The following is a 23,249-nucleotide window of genomic DNA, read 5'->3' as shown; positions in this document are numbered from 1 at the left end:
GTTACCCGTCTGTTACTGCGCCGGTGATTGTTCGGCATTGAGGGTCAGACGCGCAACCTGGTTAGTTCTGATAAAACGACTCAGATCGACAGGTTTCCCTTGATACTGGATCTGCACTGCAGCTGGGGCACCAATTTTCAGTTTGTACGGTGCCTGACCGCTTAAATTCAAATTACCGCCTTTACGCTGCATCCCGCTAAACAGTTTTTTGCCGGTAGAATCGGTGACTTCCAGCCAGCAATCAGCAGTAAAGTTCATCACCAGCGCATTAGGATCAGCCGCTGGAGTGGTCACGCCAGCCTGATCGATTGGCAACGGCGCTGCGCCATCTGGCGTTGTTGTTGCGACCGGAGCCGCTGGTGTAGTAGCCGCGATATCAACATTTGCCTGTGAAGGAGGAACAACTGCGTCCTGCTGCGGCGCTACAGCGGGTGCTGGCGTCGTCACGGCTGGCGTTTGCGTGTTCGTGGCGGTGGTATCTACAGCCGCAGGCGATGTAGTCGTCTGGGTTTCGGTAGCAGACGTATCTAACGGTACACTCTGGCTCTGGTTATTATTCAGCTCCGCAGTGGATTGATCAGCCATAGTGCTGATCTCTTCCTGCTGGGCTTTGTGATCCTGCCACCACCAGGCGCCGCTCAGGCCAATCACCACAAACAGCACCAGCCAGGTGAAAGTCATCAGCCAACCATCGCGTTTTTTGCGGCGTTTGCCGAGGGAAAAACTCTGCATTGGCGCAACTTTTGCCGCCCGCAGTGGTGCCTGCTTTTCCAGTCCCGGCAGCAGTTCTTCTTCCGGAATATGAACCAGACGCGCATAAGAGCGGATATACCCGCGCAAGAATGTTGAAGCAAGATCGGCTGGCGCCTTATCTTCTTCAATGTCGCGTACCGTGGAAACCTTCAAACAAAGTCGTTCGGCAACGGCTTGCTGGCTAAGTCCAAGTTGTTCACGGGCATTACGCAAGCGAGCGCCGGTGGTAAGTGCTTCATTTTGGTCGTGCGTGGCTTCAGTATTCATTCGCTGCAGGTACGTTTAAAAGAGAATTGGGATGCCGGTGAACCATCACGCCCACCCACACCGCGAAACATCCGTAAAGTTAACCTTTATCATACAGTATAAGACTGTCTGTGTGCTCGTGACAAAGCCCACATGAATCAAAGCTAACTTACTGTTGCATCGTTACATACTGCCTTAAAGTCAGCAAAAACGCACCGTTAATATTGATCAGACAATTGCAACTTAATGCTACATTCATAAAACATTACGCCACGGTACATAAAGTAACCGTGGCGTAATAACTATCAGACCGTTTTAATGTCGATAGCTTCACCCTGCATCCGTTTACGCAGAGTACGTTTAGTACGGTCAATGACATCACCTGCCAGCTGACCACAGGCGGCGTCGATATCATCACCACGAGTTTTACGCACAATGGTGGTGAAGCCGTAGCTCATCAGCACTTTTGAGAAACGGTCGATACGGCTGTTCGAACTGCGTCCATACGGCGCGCCGGGGAACGGGTTCCATGGGATCAGGTTAATCTTACACGGCGTATCTTTCAGCAGTTCAGCCAGTTGGTGCGCATGTTCAGTGCCATCGTTAACGTGGTCAAGCATCACGTACTCGATAGTGACGCGCCCCTGGTTCGCATTGGATTTCTCCAGATAACGGCGCACTGCAGCAAGGAACGTTTCGATATTGTACTTTTTGTTGATTGGTACAATTTCGTCACGAATTTCGTCGTTCGGCGCGTGCAGGGAAATTGCCAGTGCAACGTCAATCATATCGCCCAGTTTATCCAGCGCCGGAACTACACCGGAAGTGGAAAGCGTCACGCGACGTTTAGACAGGCCAAAACCGAAATCATCAAGCATGATTTCCATCGCCGGAACGACATTGTTCAGGTTGAGCAGCGGCTCGCCCATACCCATCATCACTACGTTAGTGATCGGACGCTGACCGGTGACTTTTGCTGCGCCGACGATTTTCGCCGCACGCCACACCTGGCCGATAATTTCCGACACCCGCAGGTTGCGGTTAAAGCCCTGCTGGGCGGTGGAACAGAATTTACACTCCAGCGCACACCCCACCTGCGAGGAGACGCAAAGCGTGGCGCGGTCGTCTTCCGGGATATACACCGTTTCGACGCGCTGATCGCCAACGGCAATCGCCCATTTAATGGTGCCGTCAGATGAACGCTGTTCTTCAACCACTTCCGGTGCGCGGATTTCCGCCACCTCTTTCAGTTTGCCACGCAACACTTTGTTGATGTCGGTCATCTCATCAAAGTTGTCGCAGCAATAGTGATACATCCACTTCATCACCTGATCGGCGCGGAAGGGTTTTTCACCTAAATCTTTAAAAAACTCCCGCATCTGCTGACGGTTGAGATCCAGCAGGTTGATTTTTCCATCTTTCGTGGTGACGTTTTCAGGTGTGACTAATTGTTCAGACATATGCTATTCCGGCCTCGTTATTACACGTTATGGCCCCTGGAGGGTTGAAAAAAGAAACGCCCCGGTGAGCGGCTGCTCGTCCGGGGGCGCTGTATTGTACAAATTCTGGCGCACGGATGCCACGTTTGCACGCGGCATTTACGAAATTATTAACGAGTGCGCGGGCACACTTCGCCTTCACCGAAGAAGTAGGCGATTTCGCGAGCGGCAGATTCTACGGAATCAGAGCCATGTGTGCCGTTTTCGGTCAGGCTGTCAGCGTAGTCTGCGCGCAGAGTTCCCGCCAGAGCGTTCGCCGGGTTGGTCGCGCCCAGCAGATCGCGGTGACGCTGAACGGCGTTTTCACCTTCCAGCACGGAAACGACGATCGGACCAGAGGTCATGAACTCAACCAGACCATCAAAGAACGGTTTCCCATCGTGTTCAGCATAAAAGCCACGAGCCTGTTCAACGGTCAGGTGCAGCATTTTGGTGCCGACAATTTTGAACCCTGCAGCTTCAAAGCGCGCAAAGATATTACCAATGACGTTTTTTGCTACCGCGTTCGGTTTGATGATGGAAAAAGTACGTTCAATAGCCATTTTTACCTCTGTAAATTATTCTGTTGTTGTCTGTACCAGCGTACGAGATGGCGCGGATTATAATGAGCAACAGAGCCGTTGACCATTGACGAAGGTAACATTTTTTTAAAATAAACCTAGTTTAAGCAACAAACATAGTGAAAACAGACTATTGCATAACAAATCTCACTGTCGCTACCTGCCCCACTTCATCCATTACCAGCAATTGATAATCGCCTTTTTCCGTTAAATGCAGAGTCACACTGCGCCCACGTTCAGCTAACGGTTCGCCATTCAGAAACCACCAGCGTTCTCCGGCACCACCGCTGGATTGCACCGGCAAAGTCGCTTCCGCCGCACCAGGTAAACGCTTGATAATGGCGCCATCACGGACGCCAGTCAGTTGCAGCGGGAGTTGGGCGTCGTGACCATACGGTGGGCAAATTGTCGAGGCCGCTGGCAAGCGTGCGGCACGGCGTTCTGATGCAGGCAACCAGGGTTCCAGCGGTAGCGGCCAGACATTCATCATTTCTTGTCGCGCCTGCGGGCAATCGGCGGCGACGCGTTTGCCATTATCATCCAGCCAGATGGGAAAGCGGATGCCATTAATCCCTTCTTGCTCTGGCAGTAACAGGGTTGGCGGCTGGCTTCCATCCAATAACCAGGTTGCCAGACGACGACGGCAATTACTGTCACCCACGGGCAAAGACTGCCCACCTGGCCAACAGATAACACCACGAGTGACGGAGTTCGGGCGCGGATCTTCCGGCAGATTTGCACTGCGTGACAGTAAGATATTATTGACCTGATTCATCAACGGTACGGCGCTGGCAAAACCAAACTGACCGACAACGGGCGTGCCATCCGGCCTGCCAGTCCATATTCCTATCACATAGCGAGCATTTACACCTATCGCCCATGCATCGCGATAGCCATAACTGGTTCCTGTTTTCCACGCCAGTGGTACAACGCGCGGCAAGGCGCCGTCCGGCAGGGGCTGCGCTTCATCAGCCATGATCCGGCGAATGATCCACGCGGCGCCCGGCGACATTAAGGGGCGTTCAAGCAGGGAATCGTCAGGCTGTAAGCGCAATTTGCCTGCCTTGCCGTGGCGAGCAAACGCGGTATACGCTGCCGCCATATCTTCCAGTTTTGCACCTGCGCCGCCGAGGATCAGCGAAAGGTTCGGCGCAGCACCGTTGGGCAGGTACAACGGCAATCCAACATTGCGTAATTTTGCCGCAAACCGTTTCGGGCCATAGGCTTCCAGCACCTGCACGGCAGGTAAGTTCAGCGATCGCACCAGCGCCTCACTCATGCTGATCGGGCCATGAAAACCGCTATCAAAGTTACCTGGTCGGTAATCACCGGTGCGCCGGGGGACGTCTTGCAACAGTGATGCCGGGTGGATCAAGCCTTCATCCAGCGCCAGTCCATAAACAAACGGTTTGAGCACCGATCCTGGCGATCGGATCGCATTGACCATATCGACATGACCAAAGCGTGAATCATCGTTGAGATCAACCGATCCCACCCAGCCGCGAACACGCATATCGGTATGATCAACCACGATCATCGCCAGTGAGCTGCGCGGTGGTAATCGTCCTTTCCAGTTTTGCGCCAGTTCTTCCAGACGTCGTTGAAGACCGGCATCCAGCGTAGTAACGATTTTGTCGCTTTTGCTTTTACCGAGCATCATGCGCGAAAACAGCGGTGCCAGTTGCGGCATTTGTCGGGGTGCCAGCCAGATGGGTTCTTCCCTTGACTCTTTTACCTGCTCACGGGACCACACACCTTGCGCAGCCATCCGTTCGAGCACTTTATTACGCGCGGCTTCGGCACGTTCCGGCCAGCGATCCGGGCGAAGACGGCTGGGCGCTTGCGGCAAAACAGCCAGCATCGCCGCCTCGGAATAGCTTAAATTCGCAGGCGCTTTTCCGAGGTAAGCCCAGCTTGCCGCACCTATCCCCTGCAACGTACCGCCAAACGGAGCGCGGTTAAGATACAGGGTCAGAATTTCACGCTTAGACAGATGCCACTCCAGTTGCAACGCGCGCCAGAGCTGGCGAATTTTACCGCCAAACGTTTTGGGGTGAGGATCAAGCAGACGAGCAACCTGCATAGTGAGCGTGCTCCCGCCGGAGATAACTCGACCAGAAGTCAGATCCTGCCAGGCAGCGCGCGCCACCGAGAACGGGTTTACGCCTGGATGCTTCCAGAACCAGCGATCTTCGTAATTGATCAGTGCTTCAAGGTAACGCGGAGAAACATCTTCGATAGTCACGGGATAACGCCAGATACCGTCAGCATCGGCGAAACGCCAGAGCGGCGTACCATCATGCGCCACGACCACACGTGCGGGATTGACTTCATGCAGCGGCAGAGGCCAGAGTTTATCTGCTCCCCACGCCGCCAGAATGATAATAAAGGGCGCGGCTGCCAGCGTTATCCAGCAGCCGCGTTTACTTAACAGACGAGGCATTTACGGTCTGACAATCAACAGATCTTCAGCCGCGCCGGTCGCCCGCCATTGAGGAACATACATCGATTCCACCATCGGCTGCGGCACCTGATACGTTCCCGGCGTCACCGCCCGCGCCAGATATACCAGTGTAACCGGCTGGTATTCATCAACGGCAACCGCCGCCACAAAGCGATCATCACGAAACTCAATGTGCTTAATGCTCGCCTGCTGCATTTGATTAAGCAGGTTTTGCACTTCGCTACCACTTTGCTCCAGACTGGCGTTGCCGTTAGCCAGGTTCTGGTTTTCCAGCTCCAGACCCGCTGGCAGCAAATCAACCACCAGCGCATCTGGCACGCTGTTACTGGCTTTTACCTGCAACCAGACCAGTACCAAATCACCGCTACGTAACGAGTCCAGCGATTTGCTCTTACCGTCAGTACCAAGAATATGGCGCTCGATTTGCAGCACATTACTCGCAGGTAAAGGTGCGGATTGCGGATAACCGCTGGCATCCACACGCAGCCATAACGGCTGGGAGCCACTGTTAGTTACCTGCAAAGTTGCAAGTTGATCGCTATTCAGATTGCTGTTTTGCGTTTTCTCGCCAGTCAGCGGCTCGGCAGAGAAAGAGGTTTGCGCCTGCCATTTACCCGGTAAATCCTGTATCGAACGGGCAGCCAGGAACAACGCGTTACTTTCCTGAGTTGATAGCCAGCGTTCACCAAACACCTGCTGCGAAAGTGTATTCAGCAAGGTGTTCTGCTCATCTGGCAGCAGTTTGTTCTCTTCCAGTAAGGAGAGCATCAACGCGTTGTCGCGCAGTGGGCTACCGTAATCGCCAAGCCATATCCGCTCATCATTATTACGCGGCGTTTTCAGCGCCAGCGCAATTGCGTCTACACTCCGCGTCGCATCCCCCATGGTTTTCAGCGCAATGCCAAGTTGCAGTAGCGGTAAACCAGAAGCGGCATCTGCACGACGCTCCCAGATTTCACGCAGCGCACCCAGCGGTGCCTTTTGCTGACGAGCCAGTACCAGCGCAGCGTAAGACTGTACGGCGAATTTACTGGCTTTGAGATTATCGGCGTACGGGATCGACATCATGCCCGGATCTTGTAAATAGCGCAGCAGACGCTCATTCCCTTGGTTAATGGCTTCTGTCGGCACGCTGTAACCCTGCTCACCTGCGCGAACCAGGAAATCCATCACATAAGCCGTCAGCCAGTACTCTTCGTCGCTGTATTTATCCCATAGCGCAAAACCGCCATTATCGCGTTGCATTTGCAGCAAGCGGGAAATGCCAATATCAACTGCCGCACGGCGTTTATCATCACTGTCGCCTTTGATGCCCAACGCCTGTAGCTGGGCTGCATTGGTATAGAGCGACGGGAACAGGCCGCTGGTGGTTTGCTCCAGACAGCCGTACGGATATGCTTTTAACTCTTTGATATAACGTGCAATGTTCAGAGGTGGCTTGCCGCTCAACAACAATTGCCCTTCCAGCGTAACAGGCGAGAAGTTTTGCAGTCCGCCAGCCGGAATCGCCCATGTTTCACCAGGCTGCAACACCGTACCATAATTGACTGTTTGTGCCGGGAATGCCGGACGGACGCCAATTTTCCACTGCTTATGCTGATCGGCAACGGTTTCTCCTGGCAAATTCAGGCCACTGATAGTCGCCTGAATTTCACCATCGCCATAACCCAGCAATGCTCGCACCGGGATAAACAGCGTGGTTCGCACGCCTGGCGCTAATTCAACAGGTGCGGGTGAATCGCTTACCAGTTCAACCAAGCCGCTGGCGGTCAGGGCAACGTTCAGTTTTTGCGGTTTATCAGTAAGATTAGTGATATCCAGCGTCAGACGCGAAGTGTCGCCACTCGCCATAAAGCGCGGCATGTTCAGTTCGGCTATCACCGGTGCAGCAACAATCACTTTGCTTTCGTTGCTGCCGAAGTCATCTGCCGTCCAGGCTTGCGCCATGACGCGCAATTCACCGTTAAAATCGCCAATCGGCAGTGTAACCGTACCTTCGCCCTGTTCGTTGAGCGTTACCGGCTGTGCCTGTTGCGCGACAATATTGACGTGATTGACCGGTGGCTTACCACCACGTTTCAGTTCATCGCCATCGCCACCAAAACGCAGTGCTGCCAGGCGTCCCTGTCCTTCAATGACCTGACCGTAAATATCGTATATGTCTGCGCCATAGCGTTTCTGACCGAAGAACCCCTGCCACGGATCTGGCGTAACGTAATCAGTAATATTCAACACACCGCTATCAACGGCAGACACCAGCACATTCACCTGTTTTGGCATCTCACCATTTTTATTGCTGGCTTTGATTTTCACAGTTAATGGCTGATTGGGGCGCATTTTTGCCGGTGTTTCCAGCGCCAGATCAAGACGACGGTTTTCATCGCCAAGCGGCAAATGCAACACACCAACCGCACGTTTTGGCGTCGCGGAGCGAGATCTATCGCCTGGACGCACCACCAGCGTACTCAAATAAAGATCATGACGATTCCAGGTTTTATCGACCGGAATCGTCAGATCCAGCCCTTGAGCCGGAACATCAATCTCTTGCCACCACAGCGGCCCTTCACTGGACTCAACCATCGCGTAGCCTTTACCCGCCGTTGGCGCGGCAATATGCAACTTAATGGTATCGCCAGGGCGATAACTGGCTTTATCCAGTTTCATCGTGACGCGATCTGGACGCACCGCACCGCCACCGTCGCTGTTGTCCTGCCAGCTATAGCCAGCCCAGAAACGCACACTACTGACCGCTTCATTCGGCGCTTTGACTTCCAGACGATAAGCGCCCCACTCTACCGGAAAACTGACCTTACCGGTTTCATCCGCCTGAAGATCCAGCGTTTGTTCATTTTCGATCAGATCTTTTTGATCAAACTGAGACTGCCAGCCTTCATCTTCTGACCAGTTCCAGAAGTAATCACGGCGTTCGCGAATCAGACGCACCTGCAAGCCCGACACGGCTTTTTTCACGCCCTGCGCATCGCTATAAACGATATCAAAAGCGGCGTTGCTGCCTTCATCAACAATGGGTTGTTTTACAGTCGTGTCAGTACGGTAATTGTAAACCGATTTCGAGGCGAACTGCGGGCGGATCCCCGGCAATGCATCGGCAGGCCAAATAGCCTGTTCAGCACGGCGCGTCACCGGGCGACCACCCGATTCCAGCAAACTCCCCTGGAGAATAACCTGCAATGGGGAATGCGTTTCCTTCCACTGGCTTTCTGTAGATACTTCGCCGCGCCCTTTATCATCCAGCGTCAACTGAACTTCATCCAGCGTGCGGGAAAGGTTTTCGGCAGCGATATCGCCAAATTCGAAGCCGGGTAATGCAGAAACCGCTTCACGCAGAGGGCGCAGGAAAAGCTGCCCTTGTAATGTGTTGCCGTTCGCGGGCGCACCATAAAGGTAGTAACCCACTACGGAGAATTTCACTTCATCTTTCGGCGCTAACGGGGTTTTCTCGCCAGTCAGATTCAACGCCATGCGCTCTGGCATAAAATCTTCGACGTGGAAATCCCACATCCGATACTGGTTATCGCCAGTGTTAGCGCGAATATGCCACATGCCGGTTGCCGCACTGCTATCCAGTTGCCAGGTTAAGTGATAGAGGCCATTCTCCGGCTGACTAACGACACTACGCAGTACCTGCCCGTCGGGTTTAATCACGTCTAACTTGATGGGTTGATCCGGCAGAGCTTTACCGTCTGCATCACGCAGTAAGCCGTTGAGGATTACTGTTTCACCCGGGCGATAAAGATCGCGCGGACCAAACATAAAGAACTGTTTGCTATAACCCGGTGCACCAGCAATGTTAAATTCCGCTAAGTCCAGCGCCGGAAGTTTTAAATCGAGCAGCGTTGTCTGACCGTCTTTACGCGCCAGCAGTAATGCGGCGTTTTTATCGTTTTCCAGCTGTACATGACCCTGTGCATCACTGGTCGCCTGAGTCAGAATCTGCCTTTTCTCATTTAATAACGAAACTTCAATTCCTTGCTGAGCCGCGCCGTTTTCCAGGCTTTGGGTAAAGATATCCAGACGATTGTGATACCGGTGAGCCGATACGCCAATGTCGCTTAACGTAAATAGCGTTGCAGGATTGCTGTAATCGTAACGTCCGGCCTGATTCATCACAGCCAGATACACGCCCGCCTGCTGAAGCGGTTTGATATCACCCAGCGGCAGCAATAATTTTTCACGGGTATTACGCGCAGGATTGAGATCAAAACGTCCGGTGTAAACAAGATCCGCCATCTGCAGCAATTTGTCAGATTGCCAGTTCGCCAGCGAATTGCGGTATTCCCATTGGCTAATGAATGCTGGCAGAGATTCGGGTTTAACACGGAAGAAGTTAACATCGACATTGTTAACGTTGAGCGCCATTACCGGCAGTCCTTCAACGACTTTTCCAGGCAGCAGCGAACCACGGCTGGCAAAACCGACGCTGGGTTGAATATCGCGGGTGGTGATCGTTTTTTCGTAATCTTTACTGAAGGTTGCGTTATTGAGCGCCTTCATTTCCTGCCCAATAGTCACGATCAAATCACGTTTAGGTTCGAGGTGGCGTAAACGCAGCTCTTTAAGATTATCTGACAGCTCCCAGGCACCATCCACTTTACCGCTCTTTTTATCGACGACATGAACAACACGCGAGAAATCCTGATCCGGGTCGAGGGGGATAGAGAAAGTCAGCACCAGCGTGGCTGCACCATCGAGTTGAACCTCAGAGAGATCAAGCAATGTCAGTGTCTTACCGGCACTCTGTTGTGCCAGCTTTTGCCTCTCCGGTGCAGAGAGTTTTGCAGAACTCGCGTTTTCCGAAGATGTACCTTTAGCAGCTTCAGAAGGGGTATCTTTTTTAACCGCTGTTGGCGCGTTATCGTTGTTGTCGCACCCTGCCAGCGCCAGCATTAACATGCAGGCGGCTATGCGTAACTTTTTCATTTATCATCCCTGCCACAATGGCCCGTTAGCAACGTCGAATAATTATTATGCGTGAGAATTAGCGTTATGTAATTCAGTATCACGTCCACAGAATCTGAATTTTGGTGATAAATGTGGCTCAGGCAGCCAAATCAGCCTCTTTTGCTTGTCGCTTTTCACTAAACGTCCGACAATTTAGCCTACCCCGGCAAAAATGGAGATGCCTATGTCCACGACATGGTTTGTAGGAGCCGACTGGCTCGCCGAACATATTGATGATCCTGAAATTCAGATTATTGATGCCCGCATGGCACCGCCCGGACAGGAAGATCGTAACGTTGCCCAGGAGTATCTCAATGGGCATATTCCCGGCGCAGTATTTTTCGATATCGAAGCTCTTTCCGATCACACCTCCCCGTTTCCGCACATGCTGCCGCGCCCGGAAACGTTCGCCGTAGCGATGCGTGAGTTAGGTGTTAATCAGGACAAACATCTGATTGTCTATGACGAAGGTAATCTTTTCTCAGCCCCGCGAGCATGGTGGATGCTGCGCACCTTTGGCGTGGAGAAAGTGTCGATTCTTGGTGGTGGACTGGCGGGCTGGCAGCGTGATGACCTGCTGTTAGAAGAAGGCGAAGTAGAACTGCCAGAAGGAGAGTTTAACACCGCCTTTAACCCGGAAGCCGTGGTGAAAGTAACCGATGTATTGCTGGCAAGCCATGAAAAAACGGCACAAATTATTGATGCCCGTCCAGCTGCGCGTTTTAACGCTGAAATTGATGAACCTCGCCCTGGTTTACGTCGCGGGCATATTCCTGGTGCGCTAAATGTTCCCTGGACGGAGCTGGTGCGTGAAGGTGAACTGAAGACGACAGATGAACTCGATGCGATATTTTTTGGTTACGGTATCAGCTATGACAAACCGATTATTGTCAGCTGCGGCTCTGGTGTAACGGCCGCCGTTGTGTTGCTGGCACTTGCTACGCTGGATGTGCCAAACGTGAAACTGTACGACGGCGCATGGAGTGAATGGGGGGCGCGAGCAGATTTACCGGTCGAGCCAGTGAAATAAGCTTTCTACAGGCAACAAAAAACCGCCGAATTTGGCGGTTTTTTGTTGCTGGTCTGGTTCGTGGCCTTTCCAGCAGGTTGTATTACTGCAAGTGTATCTCGTCTACTTAATACTCGCGTTAAGCTTCAACGATGTCAAGTAGATAAAAAAGGATAGGTTTTGAATTCATTTGGCTTATTAGTCCGAATTCAGACAAATATAAACAAATCCCGCTCAATATTTAAAATACTAACCGGTAAAAGATATTACTTAAACGTGTAAATTCACTTTTCTTAAAAAAACAAAAAACCGCCAAAATCAGGCGGTTATTTGTTGCCGGTTTGGTTCGCGGCCTTTCCAGCAGGTTGTATTACCGTAGTAATGCAAGCGCGTCTCAGCGGAGACAATACTCGCCAGTAACTCTCTTTTTGTCAAGCAAAAGAGAGTTATTATTGTTCTGTTAGTGTATTATCCACTGCGGCCCTTTCCGCCGTCTCGCAAGCGGGCGCTGGCTTAAGGAAAGGATGTTCCGCGACCGTTAGGGCAAGCGCGTCTCAGTGCTTGCTATCGCGGCAATATCGCCAGTGGTGCTGTCGTGATGCGGTCTTCGCATGGACCGCACAATGAAGATACGGTGCTTTTGTATCGTACTTATTGTTTCTGGTGCGCTGTTTTCCGAAGTAAATAATAACCGGAGTCTCTCTGGTAATAATTTACTGGCGGCTAACATCCTTCAGAGCAGCAAGTAAGCCCGAATGCCGCCCTTTTGGGCGGCATATTTTAGATTATCCGATTCTGTTTAAAATCACGCAGAAATCCACCCCAGCGACGTTCATAGAATGGCGCAATATGTTCGGTAATAAAGTGGCTAATTCCTTTTTCCCCTTTTTTCACCTGGCAAATATCAATAGGTTCATCGCCAGGTAATGTATCGGTCGCTACACTTCCCGCCGCCTGAATAATTTCTTCGATATCACCATCGGCTTCAATGCCAATAAGCAAATTAGGCTGTGCCTCTTCGCTCTCTTTAATTGAACAAATGAAAGCGCGCTTCACCGGCTTAATGGTTTTAAATAAAGTAGTGAGTGAATCAATCATTTGTGCTGGCGGCTCTGCGACTTCCGATAATATCAGCGATTCACCACCTTCCAGTACTTCCTGACTGCTCAGCGGATTCCCTTCTTCACCGATCAACAAACTGATTTCACGCGGCATAAATTCTTTACCGGTAGGCAGTTTGGCATTGAGAAAGAGTGTTTCACCAAGGGTCATCTCAAACAGCGTGCGAACGGGCATTACGACAAATGCCTGTTCGCCGTCAACCGCCTGTTGAAGTGCTTCTAACGAGGTGAAAAAAGGAATGACGCTGGTGCCGTCTTCTTTTTCCCAATGTTGTAAATCAAGCGCGCTATCTTCCACCACAGCCTCGCCCTGCGCCGCTGTACCTGGCACCCAGACGGTGGATTCCAGTAGAGTACGGAAAAAAGCCGGGCGGTGTGCCGGTTCGGTTGCTGCTTTTTCCAGCAGGTCTTCAAGTTCGTTTTTAATTTCGGACATAAGAACCACAATCATTCAACGTTCGGGGCAAAAATGCCTGATGCGCTACGCTTATCAGGCCTACAAGGCATCGCAATTTATTGAATTTTCGGTATTTTGTAGGCCGGATAAGGCGTTTACGCCGCATCCGGCATAAACGATTACGCCGTTAACAGATTAGCAATCGTGCGTACACCCAGCCCTGTTGCGCCCGCAGACCACTGTTCAACCGGCGCTTTACGGTAAGTCGCCGAACAGTCGATATGCAACCAACCTTGCTGATAGTTCTCAACAAAGTGCGACAGGAAGCCCGCCGCCGTGCTTGCACCTGCCGGATACGCCGCGCTGCCGGTATTGTTCAGTTCAGCAAAGTTTGACGGCAACTGGCTGCGGTGGAATTCTGCCAACGGCAGACGCCAGAACGGTTCGTTCTCTTGTGAGGCACTCGCCAGCAAGCGAGCGGCAAGCGCATCGTCGAAACTGAACAGCGCGTGATAATCATTACCCAGCGCGGTTTTCGCCGCTCCGGTCAGGGTCGCGGCATCAATAATCAGTTCCGGTTTCTGCGCACTGGCGTCAATCAGGCCATCTGCCAGCACCAGGCGCCCTTCCGCATCGGTGTTCATTACTTCGACTTTTTTACCGTTGCGATAGGTGATGATATCGCCCAGCTTGAACGCGTTGCCGCTGATCAGGTTATCCGCACAACAGAGGAACAGTTTCACACGCTTGTTCAGACCACGCGTAATGGCAAATGCCAGTGCCCCAGAAACCGTTGCCGCACCGCCCATGTCTGACTTCATTGAGTCCATAAACGCGGTTTGTTTGATGCTGTAGCCACCGGAATCAAAGGTGATGCCCTTGCCTACCAGGCACGCGTACACCGGCGCTTCTTTATCGCCAGTCGGGTTGTAATCCAGCGCCAGCAATACCGGCGAACGTTCTGAACCGCGTCCGACGGTGTGCAGCCCCATATAGCCTTGTTCGCGTAGATCTTCGCCTTTGGTGATCCGATAAGTCACACGATCGCCTGCGACGTTGCTGATCAGATCAACAGCACGCTGTGCCAGTTGTGATGGCCCCAGTTCTTCCGCCGGTGCGTTGATGGTGTCACGCACCCAGTCGATGATCATTATACGATTATCCAGTTCCTGGCGTTGGGCATCGTCCAGATCCGGCCACTCTACTTTACGCGTGCCTTTCGGAGCTTTGTAACCTTGCCAGAATGCCCAACAACGATCCGCATCCCAGCCTTCACCACTTAGCTGAACATGTTTGATGCCCAGACCGTCAATTTTGCGCGCTGCACGTTGGATAAGGCCCGGATCGTCAGCCCCGTTCAAATGCAGGGTAATGCCATCATTATTAATGCTGTAAGTCGCTTTTTCTCCCCAGCGCGCGTCGGCAGGTTGGGTAGAGAGGGTAATTTTCATCGCTTCTGTCATTTTAGTTATCCTTATTTGTTTAACAGCAAAACGGGCTACCCCAGGCAGCCCGTTTATTCACTCAGCTTCGTCCAGCCAGACTAACAAAATCGCTTCGAGGATTTTCTCGTTAGATGCCTGCGGGTCGTCGTCGAAATCTTCCAGCTCGCAAATCCACTGATGCATATCGGTGAATCGAACCGTTTTCGGGTCGAGATCGGGATACGCATCGTACAGTGCTTCGCCAATTTCGCGGCTATCGGTCCACTTAAGTCCCATACTAACCTCTGTTAATGCTCACGCGCATGGTTGATAGTGTAACGCGGAATTTCGACCACTAAATCTTCGTCAGTGACACGCGCCTGGCAGCTTAAACGGCTTTCCGGCTCCAGTCCCCAGGCTTTGTCCAGCATGTCGTCTTCCTGCTCAGAACTTTCCGGCAGCGAGTCAAAACCTTCACGAACGATGCAGTGGCAGGTGGTGCAAGCGCAGGATTTTTCACAGGCGTGTTCAATCTCGATACCGTTACGCAACGCAGCATCAAGAATAGTTTCACCGCTATTCGCTTCCAGAACAGCGCCATCAGGGCAGAGATCCTGATGAGGCAAAATAACAATCTTTGGCATATTAAACCTCGTCCACGGAATGGCCTTTCAGCGCACGACGAACCGACTGGTCCATGCGGCGAGCGGCGAAATCCTGGGTTTGTTTGTCTACGTTTTTAATCGCTTGTTCGATGGCGTCAACGTCATCGCCCTGCGCCACTTCACTCAGGTGAGCGGCAGCATCGTCAATGACCTGACGCTCTGCGGCGCTTAACAGCGCGGCATCAGCAGCCAGCGCGCCGTGCAGACTTTCCAGCACACGCGCCGCTTCTACTTTTTGTTCAGCCAGCATGCGGGCCTTTACGTCCTGCTCGGCATAGCTCATTGAGTCTTTGATCATCGAGGCGATTTCGCTGTCGGTCAGACCGTAAGACGGTTTGACCTGAATAGATGCCTCAACGCCGGTGGATTTTTCCATCGCCGTCACGCTTAAAAGACCGTCAGCATCGACCTGGAACGTCACGCGAATATGCGCGCCGCCAGCCGGTAGCGTTGGAATACCACGCAGCGCAAAACGTGCCAGTGAGCGGCAGTCCTGCACCAGTTCACGCTCACCCTGCATCACATGGATAGACATCGCGGTCTGGCCATCTTTAAAGGTGGTGAAATCCTGTGCGCGAGCCACCGGAATAGTGGTATTACGCGGGATCACTTTCTCCACCAGGCCGCCCATGGTTTCAAGCCCCAGCGACAGTGGAATTACGTCGAGCAGCAGCATTTCGCTATCCGGCTTGTTACCCACCAGAATATCCGCCTGAATCGCCGCACCAATGGCGACGACTTTATCCGGATCGATGGAAGTCAGCGGCGGACGACCGAAAAATTCGCCTACCCGTTCACGCACCAGCGGCACGCGAGTAGAACCGCCAACCATCACCACTTCCAGCACTTCATCAGCCTCTACGCCCGCGTCTTTCAACGCACGACGACAGGCCAGTAAGGTTCGTTTTACCAGTGGCGCGATCAGTTCATTGAATTGTTCACGGCTGATTTCGCCCTGCCAGCCCGCAACGTTAACGGTCACGGAGTCCGCATCGCTCAGCGCGATTTTGGCCGCAATGGCAGCATCCAGCAATTCACGCTGAACGCGGTTATCGCTACGATCAGGAATGCCCGCCTGCTCGCGAATGTAATCCGCCAGCAGATGGTCGAAATCATCGCCGCCGAGCGCGGAATCACCGCCGGTCGCCAGCACTTCGAACACGCCGCGACTTAAGCGCAGAATGGAAATATCAAACGTCCCGCCGCCGAGGTCATAAACGGCGATCACGCCTTCCTGACCGGAATCCAGCCCGTAGGCGATAGCCGCAGCGGTCGGTTCGTTAAGTAAGCGCAGAACATGCAACCCTGCCAGACGCGCCGCGTCTTTGGTGCCCTGACGCTGGGCATCGTCAAAGTACGCCGGAACGGTGATAACTACACCATCCAGCTCGCCTGCCAGGGCTTCAGTTGCCCGCGCCGCCAGTGCTTTGAGGATGTCCGCAGAAACGCGCACCGGGTTCAGCAGCCCCGCAGCCGTTTCAATCATCGGCAGGCCGTTTTCGCTGGCCTGGAATTGATAAGGCAGATGTGGATAGCGTTGCTGGATATCAGCCAGCGAGCGCCCCATCAGGCGTTTAACAGAACTAATGGTGTTGGCGGTGTCACACGCTGCGTTAGTACGCGCGTCATAACCCACCGAATGCCCTTGCTGTTGATAGTGAACAACAGACGGCAGCAGGTGACGGCCTTCATGGTCGGCTAACGTTTCGGCCTGACCGCTGCGTACTGTCGCCACCAGCGAGTTGGTTGTGCCCAGGTCGATACCAGCCGCCAGACGACGCTGATGCGGCGCAGCACTCAAACCAGGTTCACTAATTTGTAATAAGGCCATGTTTAGCTTCCAGAAATTAAAAATCGAGCAGTTTTTCTTCGAGTTGTTCGGCACTGCTTCGCAGTTTATCGAGAAAACGCAGCTTACGCACGGTATCCGCCGCCGCGTCCCACGTCTCGTTGTCTAACTGTTCAACCATCAACTGATGGCGCGTATCAAACATCTTTTTAACGCGTTTGATAAAGCTTTCCAGCCGCGCTTCGTCTTTCGCCTGTTCGATCTCGTCCAGTTCTTCACGCAGTTCCAACTGTTCCATCAGGAACGCGGTGTCGCGCACAGTATGCTGCTCGCTGGCGAGATCAAAACCGTGCAATGAAAGCAGGTATTCTGCCCGCATCAATGGATGACGCAGCGTTTGCCATGCCTGGTTAATGGTTGCGGATTGCTGTACGGCGGCGAGTTGTTCCGCCTGGCTTCCGCTGGCGAATTTATCAGGATGATACTGACGTTGTAGATCCTGAAAACGCAGGCTCAGTGCCTGGGTATCGAGTTGATAACGGGCAGGCAAGCCAAAGAGGGTGAAGTAATCCATAACATTCTCAGGGCTGCGATCCGCCGCGATGGCGGCGAATCAGGTAAAACAAACCCCACGCGCAGGCGACCACGGTGGGGTTATCGGTATGCGCATCAGACGTGGAAGCTTTCGCCGCAACCACATTCATCTTTTACGTTCGGGTTGGTGAATTTAAACCCTTCGTTCAGGCCTTCTTTTACGAAGTCCAGTTGCGTACCGTCCAGAAATTGCAGGCTTTTGCCATCGACCACGACTTTCACGCCTTTGTCTTCAAACACGATGTCTTCCGGCGTCGGTTCGTCAACAAATTCCAGTACATAAGCCATACCTGAACACCCGGAGGTTCTCACGCCCAGACGCAGGCCAAACCCTTTACCACGGTTAGCCAGAAAGGTATTTACTCGCGCTGCTGCACTGTCGCTCAGTGTAATCGACATAACCAAACCTCAACTCTTATTTTGCTTCACGTTTGCTTTTATAGTCCGCAATGGCGGCTTTGATCGCGTCTTCTGCCAGAATAGAACAGTGAATTTTCACCGGTGGCAGTTCAAGTTCTTCTGCAATATCGGTGTTTTTGATCGCCTGTGCTTCGTCGAGAGACTTCCCTTTCACCCATTCGGTCACCAGGGAGCTGGAAGCGATAGCGGAACCGCAGCCATAAGTTTTAAAACGCGCGTCCTCAATGATACCTTCATCGTTGACTTTAATCTGCAACTTCATCACGTCGCCACAGGCCGGTGCACCCACCATGCCGCTGCCCACGTTCTCGTCGTTGTTGTCAAAGGAACCCACGTTACGCGGATTCTCGTAATGGTCGATAACTTTTTCGCTGTAAGCCATTATAAATTCTCCTGATTCCGATACCGATTAATGATGAGCCCATTCGATGCTGTTCAGATCCACGCCCTGCTTGTACATTTCCCACAGCGGAGAAAGGTCACGCAGACGACCGATGGATTTACGAACTAACTCGATGGTGTAGTCGATCTCTTCTTCAGTAGTAAAACGACCTAAAGAGAAACGGATAGAGCTATGTGCCAGCTCGTCGTTCAGCCCCAGCGCGCGCAGCACGTAGGACGGTTCGAGGCTTGCCGACGTACAGGCGGACCCTGAAGAAACCGCGAGGTCTTTCAGCGCCATAATCAGCGACTCACCTTCAACGTAGTTGAAGCTGACGTTGAGAATGTTCGGCGCACCGTGTTCCAGGTCACCGTTCAGGTAAACTTCTTCGATATCTTTGATGCCGTTCCACAGACGGTTACGCAGGCCGCGCAGACGTTCCATCTCAGTCGCCATCTCTTCTTTTGCGATGCGATAGGCTTCGCCCATACCGACGATCTGATGAACAGGCAGTGTACCGGAACGCATACCACGCTCGTGACCACCGCCGTGCATTTGCGCTTCAATGCGTACGCGCGGTTTACGACGCACATACAGCGCACCGATACCTTTCGGGCCGTAGATTTTGTGGCCGGAGAAAGACATCAGGTCAACTTTCAACTGGCTCAGGTCGATAGGCAGTTTACCTACGCTCTGGGTTGCATCAACGTGATAGATAATGCCACGAGCACGGCACATTTCGCCGATAGCCGCGATATCCTGCACCACGCCGATTTCGTTATTTACGTGCATGATGGAAACGAGAATAGTGTCGTCACGCATCGCCGCTTCGAGTTCTTTCAGGTCGATAATGCCGTTACGCTGCGGTGCCAGGTAGGTGACTTCGAAACCTTCGCGCTCCAGCTGACGACAAGTATCCAGTACCGCTTTATGTTCAGTTTTACTGGTGATGATGTGCTTGCCTTTTTTCTGATAAAAGTTGGCTGCACCTTTGATCGCCAGGTTGTCAGATTCGGTTGCACCAGAGGTAAAGACGATTTCACGCGGGTCAGCGCCGACCAGATCGGCAATCTGATTACGGGCGATATCTACGGCTTCTTCAGCCTGCCAGCCGAAACGGTGAGAACGGGAGGCCGGGTTACCAAAGGTTCCGTCCATCGTCATAAACTGCATCATTTTCTCGGCAACACGCGGGTCCACCGGCGTGGTTGCGGAGTAGTCGAGATAAATCGGTAATTTCATTGCTCTATAAACTCCGTACATCACTCAATGCAAGGAATCAGGCTACCGGCTGGATGTACGACCGTGTTTACGGAGCGCGATACGCCCCGGCCTGATTCTAATATCTTGTTATCTTTAACCTAACTGTTTCGGGTTTCAGCAAGTTGACAAACTTACGAATCTCCGGGAGCTTACATAAGTAAGTGACCGGAGTGAGTATGTGCAGTCAACGCAGATGCAACACGAAACAGGACGGTTAAATTAAGCGCGTAACTTAACGTCGATCGCGTCTTGTGTGCGGCTGCGTGGCGCGTCGTGAGTATGCTGACGACCAGACACATCCAGCACTTCCTGGTTATTAACCAGTTCGCCTAAAGTAATGTTGTTGAGAAAACCGGTGAGACGGTCGCTCAAATCACGCCACAGCGCGTGGGTCAGGCATTTATCGCCGCCCTGGCAGCCGCCTTTACCCTGACAACGGGTAGCATCTACAGATTCGTCAACGGCGCTAATCACTTCGCCAACGGCGATGCTGCTGGCATCTTTGCCTAACAGATAACCACCGCCTGGTCCACGTACGCTGGAAACCAGACCATTTTTACGCAGACGGGAAAACAGTTGTTCCAGATAAGAAAGGGAAATTCCCTGACGTTCGGAAATATCAGCCAACGGTACCGGGCCTGCTTCGGAGTTGAGCGCAACGTCCAGCATTGCGGTCACGGCATAGCGCCCTTTAGATGTCAGTCTCATGTCTTACTTCACCTCAAACTCGCCCCTGCCCGGGGTTTTTTATTGTAAAAGTGGGGGTATTGCATAGCAGGGTCAAGTCTGACATTCCCGAGTAATTTGGTCAACTATTTACTTGACTGATTTAGTCAGGTATTTAACCTTCAGTGCCATTTTACTATCGCGGTATTTGTACCCATTGTCGGATGCGGCGTGAACGCCTTATCCGACCTACGGTTCTGTACACTTCCAGGACTGATAAGACGCGTTAAACGTCGCATCAGGCGACGGCTGTTATTCGGCCTTGTTACCTTTATTCTGCTGCTCAATAGAAGCCAGAATCCCGCGCAGGATATTCAACTCCTGACTCTCCGGGCGCGCACGGGTAAACAGACGGCGCAGCTTATTCATCACCTGTCCCGGATGGTTTTCACGGATAAAACCAGTTGCCAACAGCGTTTGTTCCAGATGACCATAAAAACGCTCCAGATCATCGACCAGCGGATACGGCGTCTCTTCATGCTCAACTTGCTCACCGTTTTCCTGAGTCGCCAGCCAGGCCATACGCACTTCATAGGCGATAACCTGAACCGCCATCGCCAGGTTCAGCGAACTGTATTCCGGGTTCGCGGCAATGGCGACATGATAATGGCATTTCTGCAACTCTTCATTGGTCAAACCGACACGCTCGCGACCAAAAACCAGCGCCACCGGCGTATTTGCCGCTTCAGCGACGCTTTTCAGACCACATTCGCGCGGGTCGAGCATCGGCCACGGCAGCGTGCGGGAACGTGCGCTGGTGCCAACCACCAGGCTACAACCGGCTAACGCTTCGTCGAGCGTATCGACGATGTGAGCATTACCAATCACATCACTGGCACCCGCTGCCAGCGCGATGGCCTGAGAGTCAGGTTTCACCAGTGGATTAACCAACCACAGATTGGTTAATCCCATTGTTTTCATGGCACGGGCAACGGAACCCATATTGCCGGTGTGTGACGTCTCCACCAGCACAATTCGAATATTTTGCAGCATTGTCTTTCTTCGTCTAAAGATTATTTGCGCATCTTATCATAAAACGAAGACAGATGCCGATCTCGCTGCTATACTCTGCGCCGTTTTCCCGTTCTTTAACATCCAGTGAGAGAGACCGATGCATCCGATGCTGAACATCGCCGTGCGCGCAGCGCGCAAGGCGGGTAATTTAATTGCCAAAAACTATGAAACCCCGGACGCTGTAGAAGCGAGCCAGAAAGGCAGTAACGATTTCGTGACCAACGTAGATAAAGCTGCCGAAGCGGTGATTATCGACACGATTCGTAAATCTTACCCACAGCACACCATCATCACCGAAGAAAGCGGTGAACTTGAGGGTACTGATCAGGATGTTCAATGGGTTATCGATCCACTGGATGGCACCACCAACTTTATCAAACGTCTGCCGCACTTCGCGGTATCTATCGCTGTTCGTATCAAAGGCCGCACCGAAGTTGCTGTGGTTTATGATCCTATGCGTAACGAACTGTTCACCGCGACTCGCGGTCAGGGCGCACAGTTAAACGGCTATCGTCTGCGCGGCAGCACCGCTCGCGATCTCGACGGTACTATTCTGGCAACCGGCTTCCCTTTCAAAGCGAAACAGTACGCAACCACCTACATCAATATCGTTGGCAAACTGTTTAGCGAATGCGCTGACTTCCGTCGTACCGGTTCTGCGGCGCTGGATCTGGCTTACGTAGCCGCTGGTCGCGTTGACGGTTTCTTCGAAATTGGTCTGCGCCCGTGGGACTTCGCCGCAGGCGAACTGCTGGTTCGTGAAGCAGGCGGGATCGTCAGCGATTTCACCGGTGGTCATAACTACATGCTGACCGGTAACATCGTTGCAGGTAACCCGCGCGTAGTAAAAGCCATGCTGTCAAATATGCGTGACGAGTTAAGCGACGCTCTGAAGCGTTAATGACTCTGGCGGGTGGTATCACTCACCCGCCCTCGCCTTTCAGGCGCTATTCCGAAATACTTCCTCACCACTTTACTTTCTTTCGCCACTCTCCCACCATCTTTCGCCGATTAATGGATTATAAAGAAGTCGCAAGGAAAGGTTATGGCACTGCCCGTGAACAAACGCGTTCTCAAAATTCTGTTTATCCTCTTTGTTGTTGCCTTCTGTATTTATTTAGTACCACGCGTAGCCATCAACTTCTTCTATTATCCTGACGACAAAATTTACGGCCCTGAACCCTGGTCTGCAGAATCCGTCGAATTTACGGCTAAGGACGGTACTCGTCTGCAAGGCTGGTTTATCCCCTCTTCGACGGGTTCCGCTGACAACGCCATCGCAACCATCATTCATGCTCACGGCAATGCCGGAAACATGTCCGCCCACTGGCCGCTGGTCAGTTGGTTACCCGAGCGCAATTTCAATGTTTTTATGTTTGACTATCGCGGGTTTGGTAAATCAAAAGGCACGCCGTCCCAGGCTGGATTACTGGACGATACGCTAAGCGCCATCAGCGTGGTGCGCCATCGCAGTGATGTAAACCCACAACGGCTGGTGCTGTTCGGGCAGAGTATTGGCGGGGCAAATATTCTGGATGTTATTGGTCAGGGAGAACGTGAGGGCATACGTGCGGTGATCCTCGACTCCACGTTTGCCTCTTATTCGACCATCGCCAACCAAATGATCCCTGGCAGTGGCTATTTACTTGATGAGAGTTATAGCGGCGAAAATTACATCGCCAGCGTCAGCCCGATCCCGCTTTTACTGATTCACGGTAAAGCCGATCATGTTATCCCGTGGCAGCACAGTGAAAAATTGTATGGCCTGGCGAAAGAGCCAAAACGCCTGATTCTGATCCCTGACGGCGAACACATTGATGCCTTTTCGGAACGTCATGGTGATGTTTACCGCGAGCAGATGGTGGATTTTATTCTCAGTGCATTGAATCCCGGGAATTCCCACTAAGAATAAAACAGCAATAAATCACATTAACACATGGTATTAAACTGATCATATCGGT

20 protein-coding genes are annotated in these 23,249 nt (G+C 52.4%); 4 read left to right on the top strand and 16 right to left on the bottom strand.

The window, feature by feature from the left end; translation table 11 throughout:
* Positions 1–12: 12 nt before the first annotated feature.
* From rodZ to yfhM, 5 genes are all read right to left on the bottom strand, one after another.
* Positions 13–1,020, bottom strand: a complete 1,008-nt coding sequence (rodZ, locus tag A7098_RS07035; protein ID WP_032225953.1) for a cytoskeleton protein RodZ — start codon at positions 1,018–1,020, stop codon at positions 13–15.
* Positions 1,021–1,304: 284 nt separating this feature from the next.
* Positions 1,305–2,459, bottom strand: a complete 1,155-nt coding sequence (locus A7098_RS07025; protein ID WP_000003318.1) for a bifunctional tRNA (adenosine(37)-C2)-methyltransferase TrmG/ribosomal RNA large subunit methyltransferase RlmN — start codon at positions 2,457–2,459, stop codon at positions 1,305–1,307.
* Between the two features lie 149 nt (positions 2,460–2,608).
* The gene (gene ndk, locus A7098_RS07020) at positions 2,609–3,040 is read right to left on the bottom strand and encodes a nucleoside-diphosphate kinase (protein WP_000963837.1); all 432 of its coding nucleotides are present in this window, start codon (positions 3,038–3,040) and stop codon (positions 2,609–2,611) included.
* A gap of 148 nt (positions 3,041–3,188) precedes the next feature.
* A complete protein-coding gene (pbpC, locus tag A7098_RS07015; RefSeq protein ID WP_105280555.1) occupies positions 3,189–5,501 on the bottom strand; it encodes a peptidoglycan glycosyltransferase PbpC in 2,313 nt (770 codons plus the stop codon).
* On the bottom strand, positions 5,502–10,463 hold the full coding sequence (yfhM, locus tag A7098_RS07010) for an alpha2-macroglobulin (protein WP_105280554.1): 4,962 nt from the start codon (positions 10,461–10,463) through the stop codon (positions 5,502–5,504).
* Positions 10,464–10,668: 205 nt separating this feature from the next.
* On the opposite strand from yfhM, the gene sseA reads away from it, so the two are divergent.
* Both sseA and timP read left to right on the top strand, forming a co-directional pair.
* Positions 10,669–11,514, top strand: a complete 846-nt coding sequence (gene sseA, locus A7098_RS07005) for a 3-mercaptopyruvate sulfurtransferase (RefSeq protein WP_000108601.1) — start codon at positions 10,669–10,671, stop codon at positions 11,512–11,514.
* 602 nt (positions 11,515–12,116) lie between these two features.
* Positions 12,117–12,242, top strand: a complete 126-nt coding sequence (gene timP / locus A7098_RS24180) for a small toxic inner membrane protein TimP (RefSeq protein WP_251981826.1) — start codon at positions 12,117–12,119, stop codon at positions 12,240–12,242.
* Between the two features lie 31 nt (positions 12,243–12,273).
* On the opposite strand, the gene sseB is transcribed toward timP, so the two are convergent.
* From sseB to trmJ, 11 genes are all read right to left on the bottom strand, one after another.
* Positions 12,274–13,050 carry an enhanced serine sensitivity protein SseB gene (gene sseB, locus A7098_RS07000; RefSeq protein ID WP_032225987.1) on the bottom strand — a complete coding sequence of 259 codons (777 nt, stop codon included), beginning with the start codon at positions 13,048–13,050 and terminating at the stop codon, positions 12,274–12,276.
* 140 nt (positions 13,051–13,190) lie between these two features.
* The gene (gene pepB / locus A7098_RS06995) at positions 13,191–14,474 is read right to left on the bottom strand and encodes an aminopeptidase PepB (RefSeq protein ID WP_105280553.1); all 1,284 of its coding nucleotides are present in this window, start codon (positions 14,472–14,474) and stop codon (positions 13,191–13,193) included.
* Positions 14,475–14,531: 57 nt separating this feature from the next.
* Positions 14,532–14,732, bottom strand: a complete 201-nt coding sequence (gene iscX, locus A7098_RS06990) for a Fe-S cluster assembly protein IscX (RefSeq protein ID WP_000523619.1) — start codon at positions 14,730–14,732, stop codon at positions 14,532–14,534.
* A gap of 11 nt (positions 14,733–14,743) precedes the next feature.
* Complete coding sequence (gene fdx / locus A7098_RS06985) at positions 14,744–15,079, bottom strand: ISC system 2Fe-2S type ferredoxin (RefSeq protein WP_001124469.1); 336 nt, start codon at positions 15,077–15,079, stop codon at positions 14,744–14,746.
* 1 nt (position 15,080) lies between these two features.
* Positions 15,081–16,931 carry a Fe-S protein assembly chaperone HscA gene (hscA, locus tag A7098_RS06980; protein WP_105280552.1) on the bottom strand — a complete coding sequence of 617 codons (1,851 nt, stop codon included), beginning with the start codon at positions 16,929–16,931 and terminating at the stop codon, positions 15,081–15,083.
* Between the two features lie 16 nt (positions 16,932–16,947).
* Positions 16,948–17,463 (bottom strand): co-chaperone HscB, encoded by a 516-nt coding sequence (gene hscB / locus A7098_RS06975; protein WP_000384413.1) that lies wholly within the window; start codon positions 17,461–17,463, stop codon positions 16,948–16,950.
* A 95-nt stretch (positions 17,464–17,558) separates the two neighbouring features.
* A complete protein-coding gene (gene iscA, locus A7098_RS06970) occupies positions 17,559–17,882 on the bottom strand; it encodes an iron-sulfur cluster assembly protein IscA (protein WP_000028953.1) in 324 nt (107 codons plus the stop codon).
* 16 nt (positions 17,883–17,898) lie between these two features.
* Positions 17,899–18,285, bottom strand: coding sequence for a Fe-S cluster assembly scaffold IscU (gene iscU, locus A7098_RS06965; RefSeq protein WP_000331707.1), 387 nt, complete (start codon positions 18,283–18,285; stop codon positions 17,899–17,901).
* A gap of 27 nt (positions 18,286–18,312) precedes the next feature.
* Positions 18,313–19,527: a cysteine desulfurase gene (gene iscS, locus A7098_RS06960; RefSeq protein WP_001295373.1), complete on the bottom strand. Its 1,215-nt coding sequence runs from the start codon at positions 19,525–19,527 to the stop codon at positions 18,313–18,315.
* A 240-nt stretch (positions 19,528–19,767) separates the two neighbouring features.
* Positions 19,768–20,256 (bottom strand): Fe-S cluster assembly transcriptional regulator IscR, encoded by a 489-nt coding sequence (gene iscR, locus A7098_RS06955; protein WP_001241355.1) that lies wholly within the window; start codon positions 20,254–20,256, stop codon positions 19,768–19,770.
* A gap of 270 nt (positions 20,257–20,526) precedes the next feature.
* On the bottom strand, positions 20,527–21,267 hold the full coding sequence (gene trmJ, locus A7098_RS06950) for a tRNA (cytosine(32)/uridine(32)-2'-O)-methyltransferase TrmJ (protein ID WP_000940019.1): 741 nt from the start codon (positions 21,265–21,267) through the stop codon (positions 20,527–20,529).
* A 118-nt stretch (positions 21,268–21,385) separates the two neighbouring features.
* On the opposite strand from trmJ, the gene suhB reads away from it, so the two are divergent.
* Together suhB and A7098_RS06940 are read left to right on the top strand one after the other, a co-directional pair.
* Complete coding sequence (gene suhB, locus A7098_RS06945) at positions 21,386–22,189, top strand: inositol-1-monophosphatase (protein ID WP_000553455.1); 804 nt, start codon at positions 21,386–21,388, stop codon at positions 22,187–22,189.
* 144 nt (positions 22,190–22,333) lie between these two features.
* The gene (locus A7098_RS06940) at positions 22,334–23,194 is read left to right on the top strand and encodes an alpha/beta hydrolase (RefSeq protein ID WP_001207720.1); all 861 of its coding nucleotides are present in this window, start codon (positions 22,334–22,336) and stop codon (positions 23,192–23,194) included.
* Positions 23,195–23,249: the final 55 nt, after the last annotated feature.

The sequence above is a fragment of the Escherichia sp. MOD1-EC7011 genome (assembly GCF_002965005.1).
Lineage (GTDB): Bacteria > Pseudomonadota > Gammaproteobacteria > Enterobacterales > Enterobacteriaceae > Escherichia > Escherichia ruysiae.
Note: the sequence above shows the minus strand (reverse complement) of the source record. Positions and strands in the feature narration are given on the sequence as shown.